The sequence below is a fragment of the Aeromonas sp. MR19 genome, assembly GCF_963899305.1.
GTDB classification, from domain to species: Bacteria; Pseudomonadota; Gammaproteobacteria; order Enterobacterales; family Aeromonadaceae; genus Aeromonas; species Aeromonas bestiarum.
In genome coordinates, this window is the sequence record NZ_CAWQWZ010000043.1 from 221,113 (window position 1) to 244,256 (window position 23,144).

General features: G+C 60.1%; 16 protein-coding genes. 8 read left to right on the top strand and 8 right to left on the bottom strand.

What is annotated here, in order from left to right; genetic code table 11:
• Positions 1-90: 90 nt before the first annotated feature.
• The gene (locus tag AACQ95_RS16880; protein ID WP_241279132.1) at positions 91-2,016 is read right to left on the bottom strand and encodes a RecQ family ATP-dependent DNA helicase; all 1,926 of its coding nucleotides are present in this window, start codon (positions 2,014-2,016) and stop codon (positions 91-93) included.
• A gap of 337 nt (positions 2,017-2,353) precedes the next feature.
• Between AACQ95_RS16880 and sstT the strand changes: the two genes are divergently transcribed.
• On the top strand, positions 2,354-3,604 hold the full coding sequence (sstT, locus tag AACQ95_RS16885; RefSeq protein WP_241279133.1) for a serine/threonine transporter SstT: 1,251 nt from the start codon (positions 2,354-2,356) through the stop codon (positions 3,602-3,604).
• A gap of 454 nt (positions 3,605-4,058) precedes the next feature.
• Here sstT and AACQ95_RS16890 read toward each other — a convergent pair whose 3' ends face one another.
• From AACQ95_RS16890 to pabB, 3 genes are all read right to left on the bottom strand, one after another.
• Positions 4,059-5,357: a serine/threonine transporter gene (locus AACQ95_RS16890; protein WP_043139107.1), complete on the bottom strand. Its 1,299-nt coding sequence runs from the start codon at positions 5,355-5,357 to the stop codon at positions 4,059-4,061.
• Between the two features lie 215 nt (positions 5,358-5,572).
• On the bottom strand, positions 5,573-6,139 hold the full coding sequence (locus tag AACQ95_RS16895; RefSeq protein ID WP_241279157.1) for a CoA pyrophosphatase: 567 nt from the start codon (positions 6,137-6,139) through the stop codon (positions 5,573-5,575).
• Positions 6,140-6,221: 82 nt separating this feature from the next.
• A complete protein-coding gene (gene pabB, locus AACQ95_RS16900; RefSeq protein ID WP_241279158.1) occupies positions 6,222-7,508 on the bottom strand; it encodes an aminodeoxychorismate synthase component I in 1,287 nt (428 codons plus the stop codon).
• 295 nt (positions 7,509-7,803) lie between these two features.
• Between pabB and AACQ95_RS16905 the strand changes: the two genes are divergently transcribed.
• Complete coding sequence (locus AACQ95_RS16905) at positions 7,804-9,327, top strand: fumarate hydratase (RefSeq protein ID WP_098983950.1); 1,524 nt, start codon at positions 7,804-7,806, stop codon at positions 9,325-9,327.
• Positions 9,328-9,606: 279 nt separating this feature from the next.
• Here the strand turns inward: AACQ95_RS16905 and AACQ95_RS16910 are convergent, their stop codons facing one another.
• On the bottom strand, positions 9,607-10,098 hold the full coding sequence (locus AACQ95_RS16910) for a cell division inhibitor SulA (protein ID WP_043139110.1): 492 nt from the start codon (positions 10,096-10,098) through the stop codon (positions 9,607-9,609).
• Positions 10,099-10,331: 233 nt separating this feature from the next.
• On the opposite strand from AACQ95_RS16910, the gene AACQ95_RS16915 reads away from it, so the two are divergent.
• Both AACQ95_RS16915 and AACQ95_RS16920 read left to right on the top strand, forming a co-directional pair.
• The gene (locus AACQ95_RS16915) at positions 10,332-10,529 is read left to right on the top strand and encodes a DUF4250 domain-containing protein (RefSeq protein ID WP_005300391.1); all 198 of its coding nucleotides are present in this window, start codon (positions 10,332-10,334) and stop codon (positions 10,527-10,529) included.
• A 386-nt stretch (positions 10,530-10,915) separates the two neighbouring features.
• Complete coding sequence (locus AACQ95_RS16920; RefSeq protein WP_043139112.1) at positions 10,916-13,393, top strand: glycogen/starch/alpha-glucan phosphorylase; 2,478 nt, start codon at positions 10,916-10,918, stop codon at positions 13,391-13,393.
• 65 nt (positions 13,394-13,458) lie between these two features.
• Here AACQ95_RS16920 and AACQ95_RS16925 read toward each other — a convergent pair whose 3' ends face one another.
• Together AACQ95_RS16925 and trxC are read right to left on the bottom strand one after the other, a co-directional pair.
• Positions 13,459-14,844 (bottom strand): SLC13 family permease, encoded by a 1,386-nt coding sequence (locus tag AACQ95_RS16925; protein ID WP_043139114.1) that lies wholly within the window; start codon positions 14,842-14,844, stop codon positions 13,459-13,461.
• Between the two features lie 154 nt (positions 14,845-14,998).
• Positions 14,999-15,439, bottom strand: coding sequence for a thioredoxin TrxC (trxC, locus tag AACQ95_RS16930; protein ID WP_098983954.1), 441 nt, complete (start codon positions 15,437-15,439; stop codon positions 14,999-15,001).
• A 155-nt stretch (positions 15,440-15,594) separates the two neighbouring features.
• On the opposite strand from trxC, the gene AACQ95_RS16935 reads away from it, so the two are divergent.
• The 4 genes from AACQ95_RS16935 (at position 15,595) to AACQ95_RS16950 (ending at position 22,745) form a co-directional block, all read left to right on the top strand.
• Entirely contained in the window at positions 15,595-18,396 is a 2,802-nt protein-coding gene (locus AACQ95_RS16935) for a response regulator (protein WP_241279134.1), read from the top strand.
• A gap of 141 nt (positions 18,397-18,537) precedes the next feature.
• A complete protein-coding gene (locus tag AACQ95_RS16940; RefSeq protein ID WP_241279135.1) occupies positions 18,538-20,274 on the top strand; it encodes an ABC transporter transmembrane domain-containing protein in 1,737 nt (578 codons plus the stop codon).
• 91 nt (positions 20,275-20,365) lie between these two features.
• Positions 20,366-22,117, top strand: a complete 1,752-nt coding sequence (locus AACQ95_RS16945) for an ABC transporter transmembrane domain-containing protein (RefSeq protein WP_241279136.1) — start codon at positions 20,366-20,368, stop codon at positions 22,115-22,117.
• 154 nt (positions 22,118-22,271) lie between these two features.
• Positions 22,272-22,745 carry a DUF4442 domain-containing protein gene (locus AACQ95_RS16950; RefSeq protein WP_043557753.1) on the top strand — a complete coding sequence of 158 codons (474 nt, stop codon included), beginning with the start codon at positions 22,272-22,274 and terminating at the stop codon, positions 22,743-22,745.
• A 39-nt stretch (positions 22,746-22,784) separates the two neighbouring features.
• Here AACQ95_RS16950 and ybcJ read toward each other — a convergent pair whose 3' ends face one another.
• A complete protein-coding gene (gene ybcJ / locus AACQ95_RS16955) occupies positions 22,785-23,018 on the bottom strand; it encodes a ribosome-associated protein YbcJ (RefSeq protein ID WP_043557754.1) in 234 nt (77 codons plus the stop codon).
• Between the last annotated feature and the right edge of the window lie 126 nt (positions 23,019-23,144).

Consider the following 23,144-nt stretch of genomic DNA (forward strand, 5'->3'; position numbering starts at 1 on the left):
AGCTCTGTTTAAGCACGTTTCCGTTGGCTTGACCCTCGCAAAAGCGAGGGTCTTATTTTTTCAGCGCAGTGTGAACGTGCACAGAGATGATCAGTCGTTATGGGCAGGGTAAATCTGTGACACGGCCGCCAGCACGTCGGCAAACGGATGCATGGCCAGCTGACCAAAGCCAGCCAGGCTTTTTGCCTTGACCCGGGTGGTCAGTGGCGTGGCGATGCCGCACAGAAAACGGGTAAGAATGCGAGGATGGCGGCTGTGGCACAAGGCGATAAGGGGATCGCACCAGGCGCTCAACCCGCTTTCGTTGGGCAGGGTGAGGCTAGGTAGTGGTGGCAGGACTGCGACCTCGCCACGGCAGACTGAGCAGTGCCCGCACTGGCTTGGCGCCTGCTCATCGGCAAAGTAGCGGGCCAGTTCATGGCTCAGGCAGCGAGTCGATGTAAAGAAAGCCAGCAAGGCCTGCAACCGGGCCAGTTCACTCCACTCCTTCTTCTCGAACAGGGCATACAGCTCATCGGCCAGAACATCTATGTCCACCCCCTGGCGCAGGATCCGATAGACATCCGTCATCTGCTTGCTTTCCAGCTCGATCCAGCCCTGCTGTTGTAGATAATCCAGTGCCGCCGCCGCTCGTTGCCGCTCCCCCTGATAGCCTTGCCAGAGTGCATCGAAGTCCATGGTGCACCAGCTGCGCGCCTGCGGGGCGCAGGCAAACAGCTGCTCCAGAAACTGGCGGCGATCCGGATTGAAACGGGCCAGGATCTCGGCCTTGTCCAGCACGAACTTGAAGCGATACTCGGCGAAATAGCTGTAGGCAGGCGCTATGATGCCCGCCATCTCCAGATAGACCAGCAGCGTCTTGAGCGGCAACTGGCGTATGTTGGTGTCGTTGGAGAGGCGCAGCAGACCAAACTCCCACTCGTTGCCGCTTTGCTGCAGGATCTCGAGCAGCGCCACTATGGCGGTGCGATCGGGTGTATCCCCGTACACGAAATTCTCCAGCACGGGGAGCTGGGCACGGTTGGCCAGCACTATGCAGCGGGAAGGGAGCCCATCCCGCCCGGCACGGCCAATCTCCTGGCTGTAGTTCTCGATGGATTTGGGCAGATCATAGTGAATGACCCGGCGAATATCGGCCTTGTCGATCCCCATGCCAAAGGCGATGGTAGCCACGATGCAATCCACCTTGCCTGCCATGAAGTCATGCTGGATCTGGCTGCGCAGGGCCGAGTCGAGCCCGGCATGATAGGCACGCGCCCTGATCCCCGCTCGTTGCAGCAGCTCGGCGCACTGTTGCGCCGTGTGTTGCAAGGTGACATAGACGATGGTGGGGGCGCCGGGCTCCCGTCGCACCTCCGCTTGCAGCCAGTTATCGCGCGCCTCGGCGGGCAGCGGCACGACGGCCAGATCCAGGTTGGCGCGATAGAAACCGGTGACGATCAGCCCCTCATCTTCGATATCGAACTTGGCCTGCATGTCGGCCATGACCGCCGGCGTTGCGGTCGCGGTCAGCAGCAACACCTGGGGGATCTTCAGCTCGCGGCGGTAAGCCGGCAGCTTGAGGTAGTCGGGTCGAAAGTTGTGACCCCACTCCGAGATGCAGTGCGCCTCATCCACCACCAGCATCGACAGCGGCACCTGCTGGATGAAGCGGCGAAAGCGCTCGTTCTTGAGCCGCTCCACCGAGATCATCAGGATCTTGAGCTGACCGTCACTGACCTGCTGCATCACCCGGCGGCTCTCCTCCGGCGTCTGGCTCGAATCCAGGGTCGCGGCGGCTATCCCCTTGCTGCGCAAGAAGGCGAGCTGGTCGTGCATCAACGCGATCAGCGGGGAGATCACCAGGGTCAGGTGGGGCAGGGCAAGGGCGGGCAGCTGGTAACAGAGAGACTTGCCGGAGCCGGTGGGGAAGATGGCGGCAGCGCTCTGGCCTGCCAGCAACCGGCTGATCACCGCCTCCTGACCGGGCCTTAACTGGTCGAAGCCGAAGTGGCGGGTCAACAGGGACGAGATCATGGCAGGACTCCAGTGCAAAACCGGCATGATACCACCGCCAGTGAGTGTCTGGACGGCTATCCGGGGGAAAACAGCATCCAATTGGGCGCTGTTGATATTGTGTTATCGCATTGTTGTAGATTTTTTGTGAGGTTAACCGGATATTTTTCAGTGATTATGTGGAAAAAAGCGATTGCAGATGGGATATTCCTTGTCCGCAATCCCGTGTGTTTCCGGACAGGCTCAACAGAAGGCTTGCCGGGGCAGATGACGCCAGCTTGTGACATGGGTGTCGCCTGGCGTAGCGGTTGCCAACAGGACTAATGATTCACGCACTTAGGTGCTCAGGGACTATTTGATGACACAACAACACCCCCTCATGCGACTGGTCAACAGCACCAGTCTGGTTAGCCAGATCCTGGTCGGTCTGGTACTCGGTATCCTGCTTGCCATGTTCATGCCGGAATGGGCCAAAACGGCGGGTCTGCTTGGCAGCCTGTTCGTCGGTGCCTTGAAGGCGGTTGCTCCACTGCTGGTCTTTGTACTGGTGATGGCGGCGATCATCGGCCACAAGCAGGGCCAGAAGAGCAACATGAAGCCGATCCTGCTGCTCTACCTGCTGGGCACCTTCCTGGCTGCTGCGGTCGCCGTCGTGGCCAGCTTCCTGTTCCCCTCCAACCTGCATCTGGTGGCAAGCAGCGCCGAGATCACCCCGCCGGGCGGCATCACTGAGGTGCTGCAGACCCTGCTGTTCAACGTGGTGACCAACCCGGTCAAGGCGCTGATGGATGCGAACTATATCGGTATCCTGGCCTGGGCCATCGGTCTTGGCATCGCCATGCGCCACGCCAATGACAGCACCAAGGCGATGATCACCGATCTCTCCCACGGCGTCTCCACCATCGTCAAGGCGGTGATCCGCTGCGCGCCGCTCGGTATCCTGGGGCTGGTCGCGTCCACCCTGGCCGAGACCGGCTTCGATGCGTTGTTTGGCTATGCCCAGCTGCTGGTGGTGCTGATCGGCTGCATGCTGTTCATCGCCTTCGTGGTCAATCCGCTCATCGTGCTCTGGAAGATCCGACGCAACCCTTATCCGCTGGTGCTGACCTGCCTGAAAGAGAGCGGCGTGACCGCCTTCTTCACCCGCAGCTCCGCCGCCAACATTCCGGTCAACATGACGCTGTGTGAAAAACTGCGTCTGCCGGAAGACACTTATGCGGTCTCGATCCCGCTGGGTGCCACCATCAACATGGCGGGCGCCGCCATCACCATTACCGTGCTCTCCATGGCGGCGGTACACACCTTGGGGATGGAAGTGGATCTGGCCACTGCCGTGCTGCTCTCCGTGGTCGCTACCATCAGCGCCTGCGGCGCCTCCGGCGTGGCCGGCGGCTCCCTGCTGCTGATCCCGCTGGCGTGCAGCCTGTTTGGCATCGGCAACGACATCGCCATGCAGGTGGTGGCCGTGGGCTTCATCATAGGGGTGTTGCAGGACTCCGCCGAAACGGCCCTCAACAGCTCCACCGACGTGCTGTTTACCGCCGCGGCCTGCATGGCCGAGGATGAAACCCTGCTGGATGCCTCGCCGGTACCCAATACCGAAGCCTGATAGCCAGCTTCATGGCTCCATGGACAACGCCCTCTTCGGAGGGCGTTTTTTATGCCGGTTTGCCACGGCCGAATAGAGGAGAGCCGTGTGCAAGTAAAGCCATGGCGGCGGCTTGTCTATCTGCAAGGCCGCAACGTCAGGCCAGTGCGGTCAGCCACATCAACGGTTTGCAAGCGTGCGGCCGCGACATGGCAAGAGACGTCATGGACGTGAGCCATACGGGCGGCGTGAGGTTTATCTGGGGAAAATCATGGGAGTGATGAAGGTCATGCCATCCGCCTGCCTTGCCGAGACCGGCCCTGAGGTTGCGAATAACACGCCAGCCGGGGATTGGGGGTTCAAACTGGCGGCCCTGGTCAGGTCACCGACTTGGGCTGGGGGCGCCATAAAAAATGCCCGCCATCATGGGCGGGCATTTGCGTCAGGCATCGGCCTTGTCGTCAGCTTCTGGCGATTAGCCGACCATCTGGTAGAGGATGGCTGAGATGGCGATCGTGCCCATCAGGGCGACGAAGGCGTTGCTGATGTGGCCCTGGTATTTCGCCATGGCCGGCACGCGCTTGATGGCGTACATCGGCATGATGAAGAGGATGGTGGCTATGATGGGGCCGCCCAGAGATTCAATCATGCCGAGGATGGAGGGGTTGGCCACCGCCGTGCCCCACAGGGTCAGGATGAAGAAGGCGATGATGAAGATCTCGACTTTCTTGTGGTTCGGCTCTTTGCCGGACTTGCGCATGTTCTGCACTATCATCCCTTTCAGGCCTTCACGGGCACCCAGGTAGTGACCGAAGAAGGAGGAGACGATGGCCACGAACGCAACCAGCGGGCCGAAGTAGGAGATGATGGGGCTGGCATGCTGGTTCGCCAGGTAGGAGAGCACGGCTATGTTTTGGGACTTGGCTTCAGCCAGCTGGGCCGGGGTCAGGCTCATGACGCAGGAGAAGACGAAGAACATCACGAAGCCCAGCAGTATGGTGGCGGTGCGCTTGAGAATGGCGTCGGATTTCTCGACCGCATGCTCGCCATGATCACGGCGCTGGGCCAGGGAGAAGCTGGAGATGGCCGGGCTGTGGTTGAAGGAGAACACCAGTACCGGGATGGTCAGCCACAGGGTGGTGGCGAAATCCTTGGCAGAGGGTACCTGGGAGAGGGCGGCGCCGGTCCAGTCCGGGATCAGGTAGAAGGAGATCCCCACCAGGATGGCGATGAGCGGGTAGACCAGGAACTCGGTGACCTTCAGCATCAGCTTCTCGCCGGCCAGCATCACCGACATCATGCCCATGATCAGCACTATGGAGAGGATCCAGCGCGGTGGCGCCGTCATCTGCAACTGATTGACCATGAAGCTTTCGACCGTGTTGGTGATACCGACACCGTAGATCAGCACTATGGGATAGATGGCAAAGAAGTAGAGCAGGGTGATTAATTTACCGGCTCCCACCCCGAAGTGCTCTTCCACCACTTCCGTGATGTCGGCATTGGGCTTGCTGGAGGAGAGTACGAACCGGGCCAGGCCGCGGTGGGCCAGGTAGGTCATGGGGCCGACCAGCAGCGCCATCACCACCAGTGGCCAGAAGCCACCCATGCCGGCGTTGATGGGCAGGAACAGTATGCCAGCGCCGACGGCGGTGCCGAACAGGCTGATCACCCAGCTGGTGTCTTGTTTGGTCCAACCACGAGATTGGATGGAGCGGGTTCCTTGCTCCTGTGAGGTCGCAACGTCCTGTGCGCCGGTGACAGTATTAGTCATGTATCTCACCCCGAATGTGTGGTTTTAATTAGTCGGCGCAAGGATACGGTTTTTTTAATCAAAAATGTTGATGAAATTCATCTTAATGAGGGCCAGACCCGCACTCTTTTGCGGAAATGTGATCGAAGGAAGAATTAATCAATTATTTTTTATAAAGCGCTTCGTTATTTTAGTGTTAACGAGCAAATGTTGCACAGCAATCTGTTGACGAAATGTTATATCGAAATCTGGCGAGACAGTTGGCGGATCATGCTGGCGGTCGCCCCCCAGATAAAGTGGTCCTGCCAGGGTATCCAGTAGATGGTGTGGCGGTGATCGGCTCTGGGAATGGTCAGGGCGATATGGTGGTGCGGATCCAGCAGGTGATTGAGCGGCACTTCGAAGGCCTGCGCCACCTCATCCCGGCTCAGGGTGAGCTGATAATCGGCGGCTACCAGGCCCAGCACCGGCAGTACCTCGTATTGGGAGACGGTATTGAGGGGGCTGAGGGTGCCTATGATCTCGATCTGGGCGGGCGCTATGCCGAGCTCTTCCTGGGTTTCCCGCAGCGCGGTGTGGATCAGATCCCGGTCGTCGGGATCCTGCCTGCCACCAGGGAAGCTTATCTGGCCCGCATGATGGCGCAGGTGCGGGCTGCGACGGGTCAGCAGCAGTTGCAGGCCGTCGGCCCGCTCGACCAGCGGCAGCAAGACGGCGGCGGGCTTGAGCCCTGCCACCGTCAGCCGATGGGCAGGGGCGGAGCGTTGCAGCAAGAAGCGGGTCAGCAGTTCGGTGCGGTCCATCTGGGCTATGTCTCTCAACTCTTCTCTTGGATCTGCCCTTGAGTCTCTCGCGTGGCGATCCATCTGTCCATTCGTCAGGCGCTCAGCGCAGCGCATCCAGCAGCGGCAGTATGCGGGCCACCTTGTCATAGGTCTCCTGATACTCGCTGTCCACCTCGGAGTCGGCGATGACGCCGCCACCGGCCCAGCAGTGCAGCTGGCCATCCGCCGCTATCAGGGTGCGGATGCAGATGCTGGTGTCCATCCGGCCATGCTGGCTCAGGTAGCCGATGCTGCCGCAGTAGGCGTTACGTCGCTGGGGCTCCAGCTCCTCTATGATCTCCATCGCCCTGATCTTGGGGGCTCCCGTGATGGAACCGCCCGGGAAACAGGCGCGCAGCAGATCCACCGCCTGCCAGCGGCTGTCCAGCTCGCCGTGGATGGTGGAGACCAGATGGTGCACCGCCGGGAATGACTCCACCGCAAACAGGCTGGGCACATGGACTGAACCTGGCCGGCTCACCCTGCCGATATCGTTGCGCAGCAGATCCACGATCATCAGATTTTCCGATCTGTCCTTGTCGGCGCCAGCCAGTTCGAGGGCGCTGGCCTGATCTTGCTCCGGATCGGCAAGCCGTGGGCGGGTGCCCTTGATGGGCTTGGTTTCGATATGGCGGTCATCGAGCAGCAGGAACCGCTCGGGGGATAGGCTCAGGATGGCGCTCCGGGGCAGCCGGATAAAGGCCGAGAAGGGGGCCCGGTTGGCGTGGGACAGCGCCTGATAAGCCTGCCATTCATCACCGCGATAGGCGGCGCTGAAGCGCTGGGTCAGGTTGATCTGGTAACAGTCCCCGGCGCTCAGGTAAGCCTGTACCCGCGCAAATTTCTCGCCATATTCGGCGCGGCTCATGTTGCTGCGCCACTCACCCTGCAGGGCAAATGGCGGTGCTGGCAGCTCGTGTTGCGCGGCCAGCCACTGCAGCCGGCGATGGAGGCCTGCCTCGTCACCCCAGTGCACCAGCTGCCAGGCGCCGCTCGCCACCTCTCGCAGCAGCGCCCAGTCGTAAATGCCCACCGCCATGTCTGGCACGGACACATCCCGCTCAGCCTGCACCGGCAGCCGTTCGAAGCGGCGGCCCAGATCATAGCCAAACAGCCCGAGGGCGCCGCCAATAAAAGGCAGCGCGTCGCTGTGTGGCGCCAGTTCACCCAGCAGTTCGCGCTGCCGTTGTGCCAGCAGGGTCAGGGGATCGGCATCAAACGACTGGCGCTGTTCACCCTGGGCTATCCAGGTCAAGGACCCCTCGGTCTGCAGGGTCGCCAGCGGGTCGGCTGTGATGATGTCAAACCGGTTGTCCGCCCCTTGAGGGCCGGCCGACTCCAGCAACATGGCCCAGGGCTGATGATGCAGGCGGGCAAACAGCGCATGCAGCGCCGTCTGGTGATCAAAATGGTGGATATGAAGAGTTGGTTTCATTTTTTGTTACACAGGCAACAGTTTGCACCCTGCTCCCTAGCCGGTACGGGGGGGCAAGCGTATCATAGGCGCCGGAATTTTTAGAAAAAACACGCCGTTGTCTATCGGATCGGCAGGCACCTCGCCTGGCACCACCACACCGAAGCACGGCTCATATGGAAGCCCTTGCTCTGCCGTCACGGCGAAGACAAGGACCAGTGAGGATGATATGAGCATCATTAAAAAACAGGATTTTATCGATTCCGTCGCCGACGCCCTGCAGTACATCTCCTACTATCACCCCCTCGATTTCGTCCATGCCGCCAAGGCTGCCTATGACCGCGAGATCAACCCGGCCGCCAAGGATGCCCTGGCCCAGATCCTGATCAACTCCCGCATGTCCGCCGAAGGTCATCGCCCCCTGTGTCAGGATACGGGTATCGTCACCTGTTTCGTCAAGATCGGCATGCAGGTGCAGTGGGACAGCGACATGACGGTGCAGGAGATGGTGGACGAGGGCACCCGCCGTGCTTACACCAATCCGGACAACCCGCTGCGCGCCTCGGTACTGGCCGACCCGGCCGGCAGCCGCAAGAACACCAAGGATAACGCCCCTGCTGTCGTGCACATCGACATGATCCCCGGCAACAAGGTGGAAGTGAGCATAGCGGCCAAGGGCGGCGGCTCCGAGAACAAATCCAAGATGGTGATGCTCAACCCCTCCGATGATGTGGTCGAGTGGGTGCTGAAAACCGTGCCGACCATGGGCGCCGGCTGGTGCCCGCCCGGCATGCTGGGGATCGGCATCGGCGGCACCGCCGAGAAGGCGGCCGTGCTGGCCAAGGAAGCCTTGATGGAGCATATCGACATTCAAGAGCTGATTGCTCGCGGTCCCGAGACCACCGAAGAGAAGCTGCGGGTCGAGCTCTATGACAAGGTCAACAAGCTCGGGATTGGCGCTCAGGGCCTGGGCGGCCTCACTACCGTGCTGGACGTGAAGGTCAAGAGCGCCCCGACCCATGCCGCCTCCAAGCCGGTGGTGATGATCCCCAACTGCGCCGCCACCCGCCATGTCCACTTCGAACTGGATGGCTCGGGCCCGGCCGAGCTGACCCCGCCAACACTGGCTGATTGGCCGGAGATCACCCGCGAAGCGGGGGCCAACGTGCGCCGCGTCAATGTCGACGGCATCACCAAGGCAGAGCTTGCCAGCTGGAAGAGCGGCGATACTGTACTGCTCTCCGGCAAGATCCTCACCGGTCGCGACGCCGCCCACAAGCGCATCGCCGACATGCTCAAGAAGGGGGAAGGCCTGCCGGAAGGGGTCGATTTCACCAACCGCTTCATCTATTACGTCGGCCCGGTCGATGCGGTGCGTGACGAAGTGGTCGGCCCGGCCGGTCCCACCACCTCCACCCGGATGGACAAGTTCACCGACATGATGCTGGGTGAAACCGGCCTCATCGGCATGATCGGCAAATCCGAGCGTGGCCCCAAGACGGTCGAGAGCATCAAGCAGCACCAGGCCGTCTATCTGATGGCCGTCGGTGGCGCCGCCTATCTGGTGGCCAAGGCGATCAAGAAGGCGCGTGTGGTGGCCTTTGCCGATCTGGGCATGGAAGCCATCTACGAGTTCGAGGTGGAAGACATGCCGGTGACTGTGGCGGTGGACTCTCAGGGCAACAACATACACGAGACAGGCCCGGCCTACTGGTCGGCCAAGATTGCCGAGCTCGATGGCAAGCTCTCCTGAGTTGCCAACTTGCCGGTAGCCGCTTCACTGCCATAAGGTGAAGCGGCCAACTCGCAGATCAGGTTCAACTCGTTAGGCGCTGCGCAAAAAGGCGACCCCAGGGTCGCCTTTTTCTATGAGTGGCAGGCCGGATTGGCGACCGGTTCATGGGCTGGGTCGTCTTGCTGAACCTTGCTCACCTGGACATTTTCCGTCCTGTCACCTCTGTTGGTGTCTTGGTCTGTGCCTACGACTCTTCATACGACCCAGCCTCTGCACGGTTTCATCCTCTCGCCGGCATCAATGGTTGAGGTAGATATCCTGTCCGCCATAGGCCAGTGCGCCGTTGTGAACGGGGAGGGCAGTCCCTGCCGGTTCGAAGAAGCGAGTCAGCACCCCGAAGCGTTGCCCCAGCTTGCTCAGCTTGGCGCGATCCAGCGAGATCTGCTCAGGCAGCCAGGTCAGGACGGCCGCACAGTGGCCATTGCCCAGACTCTGCTCCAGCATGCGTTGCCAGTTCTTGATCTTGGGGCTGTGTACCACCAGCACCCGATCGGGATTGATCCCCTGTGCCTGCAGCTGTTTGGCTACCGGCAGGCCAGGCGGGGCAATCAGCAGGATCCAGCCCGTGTCGCCGTGGCTCAGTCTCACCAGCTCGTCGAGCAGCGGCGGTTCCTGGCTGGCAGATGCGATGAGGCGTTCATCTTCCATCTTTCCCTGATGCCGGGTGGGCCAGGGATTGCTCATGCTGACAGAGGCGGCGAAAGGGGGATGACTCATGGGCTGGCTCATATGCTTGTCCTGTATGAATAACCATGCTGTATGTGTATACAGTAGTTGTAACTCACACCAGTGACAAGCCATTTATGGTCAAAAATGTGATCTGATCGACAGGGTTAATGTTCATCATATTGATTTTAATGAATATTTACTTGTATCTGGGTGTGGGTGTTTTTTAGGCTATGGACAAAGCGGGAGCAGGCGCTCATGGTTATACAGTCGGTTTGTGAAGAGGAGAGATGAGGATGGACGTCAGCACCTTGCAACGACTGGATGCCAATATCCTGCTCGGGATCATCAATGAGAAGCTGCGGCTGGAGTGCGATGGTCTGGAGGAGTTATTGGCCTATTACGACATGACGGAGGATCAGCTCGCGACCCGTTTATTGCAGATAGGCTATCACTACGACCCCATGAGCAATCAGTTCAAGGCGCATGGTTAAAGGGGATATAGCCATCACAGGACATCGTCAGTCTGGTCCCATGAACAGCGCACATTGAAAACGATTTCAATGTGCGCTGTATTTTCAGTTATTTTCATGGATTTTCAGTACTTGGCAATGATTGAAAACCTATTCACGGATTTATATTTGCATGAGTTTGTTAAGTTGCTGATTTTAAATGGAATGAGTGTTCTTGCTTAATAAGTTTCAGGAAAGGGTTTTCAAGCTTGAACTGTCATTTTTATGCGTTAAAGTGTGACTTGCGTTAACTTTTCAACCATCGGCTTTAGCTAGTATGCCCACGCCGGAACATATTCTGAGATAACAACAGCACCGGTCCCTGATGGGATAACAATTTTATTATTCTGTAACGAAGGAAATGGTTTATGGCTACCAAGAAGAAGACAGACCAGGATCTCCAACTGGATAAAGATCAGCTCAAGGCGAGTATCGTGCGTCACCTGCGTTCTACCTTGGGTACAAGCGAACAGAAAGCCTCGCCAGAAGCGTGGTGGAAAGCGACCGCAGCCGCCGTCAACGAACAGGTGTACGAGCGCCTGACCCGCACTCAGCAGACTCATTTCAAGAAAGATACTCGTGCGATTCACTATCTCTCTGCTGAATTCCTGATGGGGCGTTTGACCTCCAACAACCTGCACAACCTCTCCTTGTACAAAGTGTGTGAAGAGGCGTTGGGTGAACTCGGTCTGGAACTGACCGACCTGTGTGAACAAGAGCCGGACATGGCGCTCGGCAACGGTGGCCTTGGCCGCCTGGCCGCCTGCTTCATCGATTCGCTGGCGACCCTGAACTACCCGGCCGTCGGTTACGGCATCCATTACGAGCACGGCCTGTTCCGTCAGGAGATCCAGGATGGTCGTCAGATAGAGCGTCCGGACTCCTGGCGCGAATATGGCAACCCCTGGGAGATCTGCCGTCCGGAATCCGTGCAGGAGATACCGCTCTACGGTTATGTGGAAACCGTGTTTGGTGACAACGGCGGCCTGAAGAAGGTATGGCACGCCGGGCGCAAGATCAAAGGGGTGCCTTGGGATATCCCTGTGGTGGGCTTTGGTGGCCATACCGTCAACATACTGCGCCTGTGGGAATCTCGCGCCTCCGAGTTTTTTGACTGGGACGTGTTCAACGCCGGTGGTTACATCGACTCCCAGGCCGAGAAAGCCCAGGCCGAGACCATCTCCAAGGTGCTCTATCCGAACGATGAGACAGATGCAGGTAAAGAGCTGCGCCTGATCCAGCAGTACTTCTTCTGCGCCTGCTCCATCAAGGACATCATGCGTCGCTACAAGCGGGTGCATGGCTCGGATTTCAGCAACTTTGCCGCCCAGATCGCCATTCAGCTCAACGATACCCACCCGACCGTGGCCATCCCCGAGCTGATGCGAGTGCTGGTGGATGAGGAAGACTTGAACTGGGATGCCGCCTGGGCCATCTGCTATCGGGTCTTCTCCTACACCAACCACACCCTGCTGCCGGAAGCGCTGGAGAAGTGGTCCGTCAGCCTGTTCGAGAAGGTGCTGCCCCGTCACCTTGAGGTGATCTACGAGATCAACGCCCGCTTCCTGAGCGAGCTGGTCGAACCCAAGTGGCCAGGCAACGATGCCATCAAGGCCAAGCTCTCCATCATAGAAGAAGGGGACGTGCGCAAGGTACGCATGGGCAACCTGTGCGTGGTCGGCTCTTCCAAGGTGAACGGCGTGGCCGAGATCCACTCCAAGCTGGTGAAAGAGGATCTCTTCCCCGAGTATGCCGAGCTGTGGCCAGAGAAGATGTGCAACGTCACCAACGGCGTGACCCCCCGTCGCTGGCTGCTGGCCTGCAACCCCGAGCTGGCCGAGCTCTACAACGAAGTGGTGGGCAAGGAGTGGCCGCTGCAGCTCGACAAGCTGCGCGCCGTCACCAAGTTTGCCGACGACAAGGCGTTCCAGCAGCAGTTCATGACCATCAAGCGTCATAACAAGGAGAAGCTGGTCAAGGTCATCAAGGCCGAAACCGGTATTGATGTGAGCGCCGAGGCGATCTTTGACGTCCAGATCAAGCGTCTGCACGAATACAAGCGTCAACAGCTGAACCTCATCCACATCATGGCGCTCTACCGTCGCCTGCTGGCGAACCCCGATTATGACATGCACCCGCGTGTGTTCATCTTCGGCTCCAAGGCGGCGCCCGGTTACAAGCTGGCCAAAGACATCATCTACGCCATCAACAAGCTGGCGGAGCGGGTCAACAACGATGCCCGCATCCAGGGCAAGCTGAAGGTGGTGTTCATGCCGAACTACCGCGTCAGCCTGGCCGAGAAGCTGATCCCGGCCGCCGATGTGTCCGAGCAGATCTCCACCGCCGGTTACGAAGCCTCCGGTACCGGCAACATGAAGATGGCACTGAACGGCGCCATCACCATAGGCACGCTGGATGGGGCCAACATAGAGATAGCGGAAGAGGCAGGTGCCGAAAACTGCGCCATCTTCGGTCTGAACGTGGACGAGGTGAAGGCATTGAAGGGGCGCGGCTACAACCCGTATGACTTCTACTATGCCAACTCCGAGCTCAAGGCCGTGCTGGACTGGTTCGATACCGATTACTTCACGCCGGGTCGTCCGGGCGAACTCTCCTCCATCAAGCGCTCCTTGCTGGAAGGGGGCGATCCCTACCTGACCCTGGCCGATTTTGCCTCCTACTCCGAAGCGCACAAGCTGATCGATACCTGGTATCGGGATCCGGCGCTCTGGGCCAAGAAGGCCATCATCAACTCGGCCACCATGGGCAAGTTCAACTCCGACCGCTCCATCCAGGATTACGTGGATCGGATCTGGAACCTCAAGAGCTGCAACATCGCGGGTTGATCCCCCTCTGGATATGAAAAAGCCCTCGCATTGCGAGGGCTTTTTGCTGGGGGCGAGTCAGCGGATCAGAGAATGTCGCCGACAAAGTAGGCAAGCCCGGCCAGCAGCACGGTGAACACGACGTTCAGTGCCATCCCGGCCCGCATCATCTCACGCTGGCGGATATGGCCGCTGGCGAAGACGATGGCGTTGGGCGGGGTGGCCACCGGCAGCATGAAGGCGCAGGAGGCACCGATGGCGATCAGCACCGCCATGACGATGGGGGAGACGCCCAGCGCCTCGGCCACCCCGGCAAACAGCGGGATCAGCAGGGCGGCGGTGGCGGTATTGGAGACCAGCTCGGTCAGGAATACCACGAAGGCCGCCAGCATCAGCAAAACGATGAAGATGTCGGCATGGGAGAGCACGGCCGACAAGTGGCTGGCCAGGAAGGCGCTGGTACCGGTGGCCTTGAGGATGGCGCTCAGAGTCAGGCCGCCGCCAAACAGCATCAGCACGCCCCAGTCGGTGTTCTGGTTGACGTCATCCCAGCTGGCGACGCGGCTGACCACGATGGCGATGATGGCACCCATGGCGATCAGTGTATCGAGTTGAGGTATGCCGCCAAAGGCGTTGGAGATGGGCTGCGAGCCGATCCAGAGCACCACTGTGGTCAGGAAGATGGCCAGCGTGACCTTGCGTTCACGAGTCCAGTTGATGGTGACATCCTGGATCTCGACCCTGTGGTTGAGCTGCGGGCGGGTGACCAGATAGAGGAGGGCAATGCCGCAGGGCATCAGGATCAGCACCACAGGGATGCCGAATTTCATCCAGTCGGTGAAGCCAATGCCCATCTGGGCGGCAGCGATGGCGTTGGGCGGGCTGCCGACCAGGGTGCCTATGCCGCCAATGCTGGCGCTGTAGGCAATCCCCAGCAGCACGAAGACGAAAGTGGCGCGATCTTTCTGGCTGTCGAGCCGCGTCAGCATGCCGATGGCCAGTGGCAGCATCATGGCGGTGGTGGCGGTGTTGCTGATCCACATGGACATGGCGGCCGTGATGGTGAACAACAGTATGACGCCCCAGCCCAGATGGCCGTTGGCCAGGTGCATTACCTTGCCCGCCATCAGGGTGTCCAGCCCCTGTTTGGAGAGGGCCGCCGCGAGGGCGAAGCCCCCGAAGAACAGGAACAGGATGGGGTTGGCAAAGTCGGTGAGGGACTTGCTCATGTCAAACACCCCGAGCACGGTTGCCAGCAGGGGCACCAGCAGGGCCGTGATGGTCACGTGCAGGGCTTCGGTCAGCCAGAGAATGGCGATGAAGACCAGAATGCCCAGCCCCTTGTTGACCATGGGATCAAACGGCAGCCAGGCCAGCATGGCGCAGAGCAGCAGCACATCCAGGATGACGATCCCGGATTTGATGTCGAGCCAGCGAGATGAGGGAGCGGAGGGTACAGCAGATGTGTGCATAATGTTCTCTCGGTTAATTTATGGTTGTTGTTGTGTTGCCGAGATTACATTTATCCCCCTGTTTGAAACAGGGGGAAGTCGTCAAAGCATGCCGGAACTCACAGAGTCAAGGCAAATAAAAACATTAAATAAACACAAATTAAACATCTGGGCATCATTTGGCGGGGGGAATGAAGGAGGCCAGCCACTCCTTGAACAGGCTCTTGGGCAGGGAGCCGCTGCGCTGCGCCACCATCTTGCCCTGCTTGAACACCATCAGGGTGGGGATGCTGCGGATGGCGTAGCGGGCCGCGATGGCTTGCTGCTGCTCGGTATCGACTTTGACAAAGCGAATATTTGGTTCAAGCTCACTGGCAACTTGTTGAAAAATGGGTGAAAATTGTATGCATGGTCCGCACCAGCTGGCCCAGAAGTCGACCACGACCGGAAGGTCAGATTGGATCAGGGTATCGAACTGTTGCTCGCGACCCGTGACGGGCGTGATGCCAAACAGCGGTGCCTTGCAGCGGCCACACTTCGCGTTTGAATCCAATTTTTCGTCAGGCAGGCGGTTCCTGGTGAAGCAATGACTACAATAGGTAGTGATAAATGACATAATTGATTCCTGTATGCATAAGCCCTGCAACATCTTTATTGCACTGACAGGGCCGAGTAACGGTAACATAGCAGTCAGTTATCTTTCACAGCCAGTGATCCGGTTTCGGCATTCTGTCGGCGGATACACGGCCATGACATGAGAATCGAGACGGGATGAATAATGTGACACGGGTCAATCGTGTTGTCCTGAGCCTGATCATCGTATCGCTGCTGGCATTCTCCGGTTATTGCTGGCAACTGCTCAGTCAGCAGCAGAAGGCCTCCGAACTCAGCGTGGCGGCGGAGTTGATCCTCAACCGGGTCAACACGGATACCGTCTATCTGCTGGGGCGGGAGAAGGCCAATGATGGCAATGTTCAGCAGCGTCTCAACCAGCTGTCGAGCAACCTCGACAGCTTCGTGCGCCAGGTGCGCAATGACCCCGACGCCGCTGAGAATCCCCACTCCCAATCCCTGCTGCACGACATCGACAGCTACCTGCTGGACTTGGCCAAACTCTACTCCATGGAGATGGCCATCGAGTACATAGAGCAGCCGTTTCAAAAACAGCTCAATGCCTTGCTGGCGACCCTGCCGGCCGATGCCCCCCTGGCCATCGACCTGACCGAGCTGGCGCAACTCAGCCACTACCTCAAGCGCAGCTGGGACAAGGGCGAGCAGAAGCAGCTGCAAAAACTGCAACAACGGCTCAAGACGGCCTATCCGTCACACCCCGAGGTGGCCGGTCTCGCCCAGTTGAGCGAAGACGTCAGCCACCAGGTGGTGGACTACCACGTGCTGCGCAACCAGGTCATCGACATGCATGAGCTCGATGGCTTGTCGGTCTGGAAGCAGAGCAAGATGGACCAGGCCTCCTCCCTCAAGAGCCGTTTCTATCTGATCGTGCTGGGGGGCGCCATGCTCTGTTTCGCACTGGTGGCCGTCACCCTGTGGCGTCGCAACCAGAAGCTGAGCGAGCTGTCGCGTCAGACCGGCTTGCTGGCCCAGGCGAAAAGCGATTTTCTGGCCAACATGAGCCACGAGATCCGCACCCCCATGAACGCCATCATAGGCTTCAGTTCGCTGGCGCTGCAGACCGAGCTGGATCAGCAGCAGCGGGATTACCTCAGCAAGATCAAGTCTTCGTCAGACACCCTGTTGCTGCTTATCAACGACATTCTGGATCTGACCAAGGTCGAGTCCGGCAAGCTGACCCTGGAAGAGATCGACTTTGATCTGAGCGAGCAGATAGATTCGCTCGCCGGCATGTTTGCCGATCTGGCCGAGCGCAAGCAGGTCGAGGTCATCATCAACAAGTCACCGGCCGTGCCCGACTTCCTGCGCGGCGATCCGCTGCGACTCGGTCAGGTGCTGGTCAATCTGGTCAACAACGCCATCAAGTTTACCGAGCGGGGAGAGGTGGAAGTGGCCATCACCCTGGTCAACCAGCACCCCATGCGGGTGCGTTTCAGCGTGCGGGATACCGGGATCGGCATCGCCGAGGAGAAACAGGCCCAGCTGTTCCAGCCCTTCACCCAGCTGGAGGCGGGCAACACCCGAAAATACGGGGGATCCGGCCTTGGTCTCAACATCTCCCAGCGTCTGGTCGAGCTGATGGGGGGGCGGATCACGGTACAGAGCAAGCCGGGCTCCGGCTCAGTGTTCCAGTTCGAGATCCCCATGACCAAGGCCGTCTATGGGGTGTCCGGTCGTCGGGTCTTCTTCGAGCATCAACCGCTCATTCTGGTGATGGATGACAATGAACTTGTGCTGGATCTGGCCAAGGACATTCTCGGCCGTGCCGGTGTCCGGGTGGTGGCGGTCAACAGCCTCTCCCGGGCTCGTCAGGTGCTGCGCGAGGAGGGCCAGAGCATACGGCTGGCCATTCTGGACTGGCGTATGGGGCAGGAGGATGGCCTGGATCTGGCCCTCGAGATGTACCAGCACAGCCAGTGGCGGCGCCTGCCCATACTGATGACCAGCGCCTGGGCCAAGGAGGGGCTGCACGGGCGCATGGAGAGCATGGGGCTGACCCACTTCCTGGCCAAACCCATGACGGAGAATGCCCTGCTGGCCAAGGTGGACGAGCTGCTCAATGGCAGCTCCCACGATCAGCAGATCCGCCAGGCAGAAGCCCAGGGGGATCAGCAACACTTCCGTGAGCTGTTGCAAGGCGTCCGGGTCTTGCTGGCGGAGGACAATCGGGTCAATCAGCAGCTCATCATCGAATACCTGCGCCGGGTGGATGCCGTGGTGACCGTGGTCGGCAATGGCCGCGAGGCGGTCGAGCGGGTCTCCGAGCAGCCGTTCGACGTGATCCTGATGGACTTGCAGATGCCGGTGCTCGACGGCCTGGATGCGACCCGCCAGATCCGCAAGATGGTGGACAAGCACGACGTTCCCATCATAGCGCTCACCGCCAGCGCCATGCCCGGTGATCGTGAGCGTTGTCTCGGGGTCGGCATGAATGGCTATGTCACCAAGCCGGTCAGCAAGCTGGATCTCTACAACAACCTGCTGCAGTGGGTGAAGAGTGCCAGCGGCGAATGCCGGGTACCGCTGGAGGTGAAGCCGCCGGATTTGATGGGGGTGCTGGATCTGGAGGATGCCCTCAAACGGCTGGAGCAGGACAAGGAGGCGCTGCAGATCCTGTTCAAGCTGTTCATGTCCGAGCACAAGGATGACTTGTGGGAGATCCGCTCCGCCCTGCGCCGCCAGCAGCCCGACATCGCCTGCCGGTTGCTGCATACCCTGAAGGGGGTGTCGGCCAATATTTCGGCCTCCCGCCTGCAGATCATGGCGGGTGATCTGGAGTGGCGCCTGCGCCAGAATGAAGAGCTGACCGAGCCGGATCTGGAGCAATTGCAGCGTGTATTCAGTCTGACTCGGGATGAGGTGTCCCACTTCTTGTTGACCGGTGAACAGCAGGAAACGCCATACACTCCCTTTGCACAGCGAGACGATCGCTTATTGTGACGGGATAAATAGCAATTATTCTCAAGCCAGCCACTTCAGGCTATCATGGCCATCTCGTATCGCCCCCTTCTGGGGGCGATTGCATTGCGTTACCCCGTGACGGGCGGCAGCTTCTGGCTGATCGCGACAAAGGATATCTACGTGAGCGTATTCTCAAGGCTGGGCTGGTTCTTCAAGGAGCAGTGGCGGCGTTATCTGGTCGCCATCTCGCTGCTGATGATGGTGGCCCTGTTGACCGTGATCCCGCCCAAGGTGGTGGGCTGGGTGGTGGATGGCATTGCCAAAGGCTCTCTCGACAACGACACCCTGATAGGCTATCTGGCGGGGTTGTTTGTGCTGGGTCTGCTCATCTATCTGCTGCGCTACGTGTGGCGGGTCATGCTGTTTGGCGCCTCTTACCGGCTGGCCTATGTGCTGCGCAATCGCCTGTTCAGCCACTTTACCCGCATGAGCCCCGATTTTTATCAGCGTCACCGCACCGGCGATCTGATGGCCCACGCCACCAACGACATCCAGGCGGTGGAGATGACGGCCGGGGAAGGGGTGTTGACCCTGGTGGACTCCATCATAGTCGGGGTGCTGGTGCTCTCCATCATGTGCAGCCAGTACTCCTGGCAGCTGACGCTGCTCTCCCTGCTGCCCCTGCCGGTGATGGCGTTCTTCATGAACCGCTTTGGCACCCAGATCTACAAGGAGTTCAAGGCGGCGCAGGGGGCCTTCTCCCGTCTCAACAACAAGACCCAGGAGGCGCTCTCCGGCGTGCGGGTGCTCAAGTCCTATGCGGTTGAATCCCTGGAGGACAAGGGCTTTGCCGAGCTGACCCGGCAGGCGGGGGCGTGCAACATGGCGGTGGCCCGCATCGATGCCAAGTTTGACCCCGTCATCTATCTCTGTATCGGTTGCTCCTACTTTCTCGCCGTTGCCGGTGGCAGCGTGCTGGTGGTGCGTGGCGAGCTGACCCTGGGGGAGCTCACCAGTTTCACCATGTATCTGGGCCAGCTCATCTGGCCCATGTTTGCCATCGCCTGGCTGTTCAACATCATAGAGCGGGGCAGCGCCGCCTACTCGCGCATCGAGAGCCTGCTGGCTGAGCGCAGCGACATCGAAGAACCGGCTGAGCCAGCGGTGTTTGTCTCCGCCTTCCCGCTCCAGGCCAAGGGGGTGAGCTACCAGCTGGAGCAGCGCACCCTGTTGCGCAATATCGATTTCACCCTGCACAGCGGCGGCATGCTGGGGGTGGTGGGTCGCACGGGGGCGGGCAAAAGTTCCTTGCTCAAGTTGCTGATGCGCCTCGCCAACCCCACTGCAGGCGAGCTCAGCATGGGCGCCGTGCCCATAGCGCAGCTGGCCCTTGGCGAGCTGCGTGGCCAGTTTGCCTATGTGCCGCAGGAGCCGTTTTTGTTCTCCACCACCATAGCCGCCAACATAGCCCTAGGCCGGCCAGACGCCAGTTCGGAGGAGATAGAGCAGGTGGCGCGCATTGCCTGTGTGCATGACGATATCAGCCGCTTCCCCAGGGGCTATGAGACCGAAGTGGGGGAGAAGGGGGTGACCCTTTCCGGCGGCCAGAAGCAGCGGCTCGCCATTGCCCGCGCCCTGCTGCTGGAGGGACCTATCCTGGTGCTGGACGATGCCCTGTCGGCGGTGGATGCCCATACCGAGCAGCAGATACTGCAGGCCCTCAAGACCCATAGACGGACGCTTATCCTGGTCAGCCACCGCATGACGGCGGTGGAGCAGGCCGACGAGATCCTGGTGCTGGAGCAGGGGCGCGTCAGCGAGCGGGGTCGCCATGGCGCCCTGATGGCTCACAACGGCTGGTACGCAGACATGGTTCGCTATCAGCGGCTGGAACAAGACGTGGAGGAGAGCCTGTGAGTGTGATGATTAGACGAGTGGTTCCCCTCATCCCCAACCCTTCTCCCGCAAGGGGAGAAGGGAGCAAAAGCGCTGCACTGGAGGCAAGTCTGTGAATCCAACGATTAAACGCCTGCTCGCTTATTGCGCCCGTTACCCGCGCTGGCTGATCCAGGCCGGGATCTGTCTACTGCTGGCGACAGGTGCCGAAGTGGCGGGCCCCCTGCTCATCAAGCTCTTCATCGATGACTACCTGGCGCCGCGCCAGCTGGTGTGGCCCGCCATCGCCGCCATCGCGGCCGGGTATCTCGGCCTGCAGGTGCTCTCGGCGGCGGGTTTCTACCTGCAATCCCTGCGCTTCAACCGCATTGCCCAGGCTGTGGTGCAGCGCTTGCGTGAGCAGGTGTTTGCCACCGCCATCCGGTTGCCGGCCCGTTATTTTGACCAGCATCGCTCGGGCTCGCTCATCTCCCGCATCACCAACGACACCGAGGCAATCATGAACCTCTACGTGCAGGTGATAGGCCTGCTGGTGCAAAAGGTGGTGCTGCTGTGCGGCATCCTCATCTCCATGGCCCTGCTGGATCTGCGGCTGATGCTGGTGTGCGCCTGCCTGTTGCCGGCAGTGGCGGCTGTGATGTGGCTCTACCAGAAACTGAGCGTGCCCGTGGTGCGGGCGACCCGCAGCCTGCTGTCCGAGATCAACAGCCGTCTCAACGAATCGCTGCAGGGGATGCCGGTGATCCAGGCCATGGTGCAGGAGCGCCACTTCGCCAACGCCTTTGCCGAGGTGAATCAGCAGCACTGGTCGGCGCGGCTCAAGAGCCTCAAGATCAACGGCATTCTGCTGCGCCCCCTCATCGACTTGTTCTACATGATGGTGCTGATCGGCTTGTTGGCCCTGTTTGCCCGCGAGGGCTTGAGTGCAAGTGGCGCCATCCAGGTGGGGGTGCTCTATGCCTTCATCAGCTATCTGGGGCGCATGATAGAGCCGCTGATCGAGATGACCAACCAGCTCAACCAGTTGCAACAGGCCATGGTGGCCGGGGAGCGGGTATTTGCCCTGCTCGACGAGCCCCGCGAGAGCACGGAGGGCGAGAGCCAGTCTTTGCAGGGGCGGGTCAGCTTTGACAAGGTGAGCTTCTCCTACGATGGCCAGCAACAGGTGCTGCGCGAGGTGAGCTTTGCCGTGCACCCCGGCCAGATGCTGGCGCTGGTGGGCCACACCGGCAGTGGCAAGTCCACCATCATCAGCCTGCTGATGGGCTTCTATCCGCTGGATCAGGGCACCATTCGTTTCGATGATCACCCCATGGAGGGCCTGTCGCTCTCGGCGGTGCGGCGCAGCATAGGCTTGGTGCAGCAGGATCCCTTTATCTTCGTTGGGACTTTGGCGGAGAACCTGCGGCTCGGCCGTGACGGCATCGACGAGGCGCGCCTCTGGCAGGCGCTGACCGAAGTACAGCTGGCCGATTTCGTGCTGAGCCTGCCGGAGGGCCTGAGCACCCTGATGGAGGAGGGGGGCAAGAACCTTTCCGCCGGTCAACGTCAGCTGCTCTCCTTTGCCCGCGCTCTGGTAGGGGATCCGCGCATCCTCATTCTGGATGAGGCCACCGCCAGCGTGGACTCCCAGACCGAGCTGGCGCTCTCCCAGGCGCTCTCGGCTGCCCGCCGTGGCCGTACCACCATCGCCATTGCCCACCGGCTCTCGACCATAGTCGATGCCGACGAGATCCTGCTGCTCTCCCGTGGCCAGGTGAATGAGCGGGGCACTCATGGCGAGCTGATGGTGCAGGGAGGGCACTACGCCCAGCTGTTCGAGATGCAGAGCCAGGGGGCCTGGCTGGAAGAGAAGCGGGCCTGATCGAGAGGCCCGTCGTACAAAAAAGAGGGAGCCTTGAGGTTCCCTCTTTTTTGTGTTGGCCGACAAGCAGCAGAAGCGTGATCGGCAACCTTGTAGAGCAGGGTGGTTGCGTGGCAACATGCTGTTTACATCAACTCATCGGATCAGTTCGCATATGGACTTGCAACGTTTCAAAGCCAATCTGGCGCTGCGGCTGTTTGCCTGGCGTTATATTCCCGTCATCGGCTTTTGTGCCCCCGTCATCGAACGGATGGACGCCAAGGCGCTGCGCATTCGCATTCCCCTTGGCTGGCGCACCCGCAACCACCTGGGCAGCATGTATTTTGGCGCATTGGCGACCGGCGCCGATCTGGTGGGCGGCCTGCTGGTGATGGAGAAGGGACGGACGAGGGGCAAGAAGGTGCACTTCGCCTTCAAGGATGTGCAGGGGGAGTTTCTGAAGCGGCCCGAGGGGGACGTGCAATTTGACTGCGCCGCCGGGGAGGAGATCGACGCCATGATAGACGAGTCGCTGGCGAGCGGTCAGCGCATCAATCGCCCCATCCAGGTGGTGGCCACCTGCCCGTCATTGAACGGGGATGAGGCGATGGCGCGCTTCGTGCTGACCCTGTCGATCAAGGCCAGCTGAATGCGAGAGGGCGCGTCGGCGCCCTTATTCAAGCAGGGATCAGAGGATCTCGGGGCTGATGCCTTCTTTCACCACCACCTTCATGCCGTTGAAGTTGACCACTTGCTCGGCGACTATCTTGCAGCGCTTGCGGGTCTCGACCTGACCGTCCACTTCCACCAGACCGTCGGCGACGAGCGCCTTGGCCGCGCCGCCACAATCGGCCCAACCCTGATGCTTGATAAGGTCACACAAGGCAACGAAGGGGTGGCCTTCGAGCAGAAACGTCTCCATGGGAAATCCTCTAGATGGATGAATGGCTGAAACAGCAGGGCGGTTATTCTAGGCAGTTCGGGCCGTCAATGAAAGGGCAAGGGAGCCTGTCTGAGGGCAATTGTGGTAGCAACTGAGCGTCTGGAC